3 protein-coding genes and 1 pseudogene are annotated in these 5,238 nt (G+C 70.1%); 2 read left to right on the top strand and 2 right to left on the bottom strand.

All coding sequences use genetic code 11. The annotated features are described in order from the left end of the window. Window positions 1-482 precede the first annotated feature (482 nt). Both ABZV34_RS36950 and ABZV34_RS36945 read left to right on the top strand, forming a co-directional pair. Window positions 483-923 (top strand): DUF485 domain-containing protein, encoded by a 441-nt coding sequence (locus tag ABZV34_RS36950; RefSeq protein ID WP_356286910.1) that lies wholly within the window; start codon window positions 483-485, stop codon window positions 921-923. Continuing rightward, complete coding sequence (locus ABZV34_RS36945; protein ID WP_356286907.1) at window positions 920-2,527, top strand: cation acetate symporter; 1,608 nt, start codon at window positions 920-922, stop codon at window positions 2,525-2,527. The genes ABZV34_RS36950 and ABZV34_RS36945 overlap by 4 nt, the downstream gene beginning before the upstream one ends. A 68-nt stretch (window positions 2,528-2,595) precedes the next feature. Here the strand turns inward: ABZV34_RS36945 and ABZV34_RS36940 are convergent, their stop codons facing one another. Together ABZV34_RS36940 and ABZV34_RS36935 are read right to left on the bottom strand one after the other, a co-directional pair. Beyond that, a complete protein-coding gene (locus tag ABZV34_RS36940) occupies window positions 2,596-4,152 on the bottom strand; it encodes a hypothetical protein (protein ID WP_356286904.1) in 1,557 nt (518 codons plus the stop codon). A 290-nt stretch (window positions 4,153-4,442) separates the two neighbouring features. After that, a pseudogene (locus ABZV34_RS36935) lies at window positions 4,443-5,238 on the bottom strand (NAD-binding lipoprotein); the annotation flags it as partial.

The following is a 5,238-nucleotide window of genomic DNA, read 5'->3' as shown; positions in this document are numbered from 1 at the left end:
CCAATGGGCGCTTCGGCAGGGCGACATCCACCTCATCGACGGCCCGCGCCTCAGGAGCTGGGCGCACGGCACACCTCTGCACCGGCTGACCGATGCCTCGTGAGCGGCCGCTGCCTCCCGGGACCGCGCGGCGGGCCGAGCCGGTCGGTACCCCGTGTGCCCCGACATGTCCCTTCCGTACCGCCGGCCCCGCCGAGTGGTGTCCCGTCGAGGACGCCGCCGTCACCCCCGCGACCGGCCGTCCCCCGCACCGGGAAGCCGCCGATCACATGCGCCTCACTCGAAGCTCGCGCCCCGCCCGTCACCGTCATGACAGCAGTAACAGAGGAGGTCAGAGGCCCGGACGGTGCCCGACCAGGCACTTGAGGAAAAACCCTTCGCACTGCCCGGCCCGCCGAATAGCGTGCGAGGACCCGAGCAACTCCCCCCACCTCTTCGCGCGGTCCATGTCCGTCGGTACCGAACCCGCCAGGAGACCCGGAATGTCCTACGACAGCTCCGCTTCGAACTCCGCCCGACCGCACCACGGACAGCACTCCTCCCCCGCCCGCGCCCCCGCGCCCCCGGCTCCCTCCGGGGAGCCGTTACGCGGTGGCATGCCGCCTCGCCCCTGGACCGGACACCACCGCGACCTACGTGTCCTCCGCCGCGCCTACCGCCGACAGCGATGGCTCACCACACTGGCGGCGCTCGGATACTTCTCCCTCTTCCTCGCTCTCTCCGTCGGCCGCCCCGACATCATGGCGAGGCCCGTGACAGGCGGTCTGCCGACGGGCCTGGTCCTCGCCCTCACCCAACTCCCCGTCACCTGGCTCGCCGTGGCGCTGTACGAGCGCACGGCTCGCCGCTACGTCGACCCGCTGGCGCGCCGGGTGAACCGGCAGGCGCCCTGGGCCGGCGGCGAACAGGAGAGCGATCGATGACGGACTTCAGCGACTCCGCACGGTCCTGGTCCCTCGTCGCCTTCTGCATCGCCGTCTCCGTGACCCTCCTGCTGTGCGTACTGACCGGTCCCGACAGCGACGACCTCGAGGAGTTCTACACCGGTTACCGTTCCCTGTCCCCCGTCCGCAACGGCCTCGCCATCGCCGGCGACTACATCTCGGCCGCGACCGTGTTCACCATCGGCGGGGTCATCGCGCTCTGCGGCTACGACGGGGTCGTCCTGGCCCTCAGTACCCTGCTCTCCCTCTTGTTGTTGATGTTCCTGCTGGCCGAACCCCTGCGGAACACGGGCAAGTTCACCATGGGTGACGCCCTCGCGCGACGGATGCCCGGCCGCGCGGTGCGCATCACCGCGTGCGCGGTCACCATCGTGGCACTGGTACCGATGATGCTCGTCCAACTCGCCAGCACCGGACAGCTCCTGGCCTTCATCCTCGGATTCTCCGACAGTGCCATGAAGACCGGCTGCATCGTCGGGGTGGGCGCCCTGATGATCACCTACGCGGCCATCGGCGGGATGCGGGGCACCGCGCTGATCCAGACCCTGAAGATGGTCGTCCTGCTCGGTTCCGGAGTGACCGTCGCGGTACTGATTCTGCGGACCTTTCACTGGAACCCCGGGGCCCTGTTCGACGCGGCCGCCGACCACAGTGGTGCGCGGGACCAGTTCCTGCACGGCGGGCTGGAGTTCGCCGGCGGTCCGCATCCGCATCTCGACATGCTCAGCACCCAGTTGGCCATCGTGCTGGGCGGTGCCTGCCTCCCTCACGTGACCATGCGCATGTACACCGCGAAGAGCGCGCGTCAGGTGCGGCGTTCGATGTCGTGGGCGGTGTCGTCGGTGGCACTGTTCGTCGCGGTGGCCACGGTCATCGGTATCGGCGCGACGGCGCTGATCGGCCGGGCGGGCATCGCGAAGGCCGACCCGTGGGGACACACCGCGTACCTGCTCAGCTCCCGGGCGGCGTTCGGTGCGGACATGTCGCGGGCGGAGACCCTCGTGTTCACCACGGTCACCACGGCCATCTTCCTGACGCTGCTCGCCTCGGTGGCCGGTATGACACTGGCCTGCGCCAACTCCCTCGCCCACGACGTGTTCGCCACCCGGAACTCCGGCATGGCGCCGCATCACGAGACGATGCTGGCCCGCGTCTCCGCCGTGGTCGTCGGGGCTCCGATCGTCGTACTCGCCGCCCTGGTCCAGCACCGCAGCCTCCAGCCGCTCGCGACCCTCTCCTTCTGCCTGGGAGCCTCGGCGATCGCCCCGGCACTGATCTACAGCCTCTTCTGGCGCAACTTCACGCGCGCCGGACTGTTGAGCACGCTCATCGGCGGCACCCTCGCGGTGCTTCTGCTGATGCCGGGCACCAGACTCGTGTCCGGTTCACCCACGTCCGCGTTTCCCCACGCGGACTTCAACTGGTTCCCGTTCACCACCACGGGGCTGGTTTCCGTCCCGCTGGGATTCGCCTTCGGATGGCTCGGCAGCGTGCTCTCCGGGCGCCGCAGAGCCGCCCGCGAACGCCGTCGTTACGAGGCCATCGAGAGTCTGATCCTGGCGGGGCCGAGACCGAAACGGTGACGGGCGGGACTCACGCGGACCCGCCGGTCCGACGGGGCGCCGCCCATGTACGAGCGGTGCCCCCGTCGTCAGTAGCCGAGACTCGTCATGTAGGCGCACTCGGTGTAGAGGTAGCCGGGCCTCAGTTTGGCGGTGTCCGACGCGGGGGACTTCCCCGTGCCGGTCCGGGACTTGTGGACGAAGTACGTGGTGCCGACGGGCAGTTGGATGGTCCGCTGCGGGTAGTTCTTCCCGCTGTCGTGGCAGGGGGTGAACCCCGCCAGTATCGTGCTGGTGAGGGAGTAGGTGGTGCAACTCCCGCAGGCCTTGAGAGAGAAGCTGCCGGTCACAGGCCCGGTGTACATCACCGTGATGTCGTCGGGACTGTCGTTCTTGACCGTGACGGCGATGCTGCCGCCGGACGCCGTCGTCGGCAGCCGCCTGCCCGCCGCGGGCACCGTCTGGGCGACCTCCGCCGCGATGGCGATCTTCTGTGCGCGGGCCCGGTTCCTCGCGTGCTGGTTGTTCTTGACGAACTCGTTCATGGTCGTGACGGCCTCGACGAACCGTCCGTCCTTGTACTGGCTCACGCCACAGTCGTACGTACCCGAGTCCGCGTTCGTCGCCGCTCGGGCGGCGTCCTTGCCGAGGGCCGCCGCCACACCCGCCCGCTCTCCCGGGAGTGCGGTGACCTGGGTGCCGAGGCTCCTGAGGTGTTCGACGGCCGCACAGGCGTCGCTTCCGCCCACCCGCTTCACGGCTCTGTCGACCTCCGCGCTCACCGCGGGCTCCACCTTCCCGGCCGGCGCGGACCGCGGGAAGGTCGACAGGAGGTCGCCGAAGTGGGTTGTCCAGTCCGCGTCGCCGTGGCCGAGTGCCTGTGACGCGCACTCGTAGAGCGAGGTGGCCAGCCGGTCGTCGGGCCAGGTGGACAGCGCTCCGAGTTCCTTCTTGCCCATGGTTCCCGGGACCGTACGGAGGTACTTCAAGGGCGCTATGGCGTCGCAGTAGTTCTTCTGGGCGTACGGTGAACCGACGGTGGTGTAGAAGGCCTTGAGCCGGTCGGGCACACGGTCGGCCGCCTTCGAGCCGGGATGGTCGCCGCGCAGACGCCGGTAGGCGGCCAGTGCCCGGCGGTAGTCGGACTCCGCCGTGGTGAACGACCGCTGTCCGGAAGCCTGGACGAGCTTGTCCGCCCGCTCCAGCCGGTCCATGAGCATCGCCTCGGTCGCTCTGTCCCGCGCGCCGCCGTACAGAGCGACGCCTCCCGCCGGTACCACCAGCAGGACGACCCCGAGCACGATCGCGAGCCAGGCCCGCGGCGGCCACACGAGACGAGTGCGCAGGCCCAGGACCGCACCGTGGACACCTGCCGTCCCGAGCAGGACCAGGTAGAGGACGACGGCCGCGCCGGGCACGCCGTCAGGGTCCGCGGGCAGGGCCACCACCAGCAGAAGCCCGGTCGCGACCCAGCACAGGGCCATCAGTCCCCAGCGGCGCATCAGCGCGTAACCCAGGCCCAGCCCGGACAGGTTCAGCAGCGCCACCGCGACCGCGCGCAGGGCGTCCGCCGGAGCGCGCGGCGGTGCGGTGGGCATCGGCGGTACGGCGAACGCGCCAGGCATGTCGTTGTGATCCCAGGACATGACGGCTCCCCCAGTCAATCACGCCCGAAGTTCTATGACTTGTCAGTGTACGTTCAGTCACGGAGGAGCGACAGGGGATGCGGTGTCCCACTTGATGGGTCGTCAAGTACGGGTCATGGAACGGTTCGTGCTGCGCCGGCCGGTGCGAGATCAGGGCCTGGCCGAGGCCGTTCAGGAAGATGTCCACGCCCAGATCCGCCGCCCCCGATCCTGACCCATGCGTGCGCATCAGTCTCTCGTAGCGCGATACGACCGACGCACTCCGATCACTCCTGCGAAGTTCGCCCCGGTCACTGTTGGTGCGGCCTGGCGTCCCTCCGACCGGCCCGGAGTTCTTCCGTGTCCCGTTCTGAAGTGCACGCTGGAGCGGCCGGTTCGGACGCCACGACGACCACCTGGTCCTCCGCGTTCCACTCGCGCCGCTCCCCCTTGTGGGGGTTGAGCCGGACCCCGAGGTCCGGGAGCGTGGCGCGCCGGTCGTGGCGGCGGTATCCGATGACGCACTCACCGCGGTCGCGCGCCGCGGCCACCACGGTGGCGAAACTCGCCTCGCTGCCCGGGCGGACGTAGTACGCGGCAGGCCGCAGGCAGATGGTGCTGCCGTCCGCGGAGAACAACTCGTCGAAGACGGCGGCGAGGTGCCGGTTCTGCGCGATCTGTGCCATGAGCAGTCCGGTCAGCTCGCCACTGACGATGACGTCGGAGCCGGGGTTGAGGGGTGCCAGCGGCCGGTTGCGGTCGTCGATGAGCTCGGTGACCACGCGCATCTCCCGTCCGGTCCGGTCCTCCAGCAGCCGCACGGCCAGCAGGGTGACCAGAGTCCGGTCGTCGGGCCGGTCGGGACCGTCGCCCGGATCGGGTCCGAGGACGACCATCCCGTCGTACGGTGCGAGGTCGAGCCCGAGAAGCGTCTCGGGGCGCGACAGGTCGGCGGACTGGAACCGTACCGTCAGCCGGGCGGCGGCCGCCGTCTCCGGTTCCCGCGCCGGTCCCGGCACGGCCCGGTCCGTGACCACGTGCAGCACCGAGCCCGGGTGGGCCGTGCGCCGCAACTGGTCCACGATGAGAGGGGCCCGCCGGTTCCAG

This window comes from Streptomyces sp. NPDC005195 (genome assembly GCF_040608315.1).
Lineage (GTDB): Bacteria > Actinomycetota > Actinomycetes > Streptomycetales > Streptomycetaceae > Streptomyces > Streptomyces kaempferi.
This window is presented reverse-complemented; position numbering and strand designations above follow the sequence as displayed.

Coding starts and splice junctions, on each gene's coding strand:
- ABZV34_RS36950 (WP_356286910.1), top strand. CDS start 483: ATGTCCTACGACAGCTCCGCTTCGAACTCCGCCCGACCGCACCACGGA.
- ABZV34_RS36945 (WP_356286907.1), top strand. CDS start 920: ATGACGGACTTCAGCGACTCCGCACGGTCCTGGTCCCTCGTCGCCTTC.
- ABZV34_RS36940 (WP_356286904.1), bottom strand. CDS start 4,152: ATGTCCTGGGATCACAACGACATGCCTGGCGCGTTCGCCGTACCGCCG.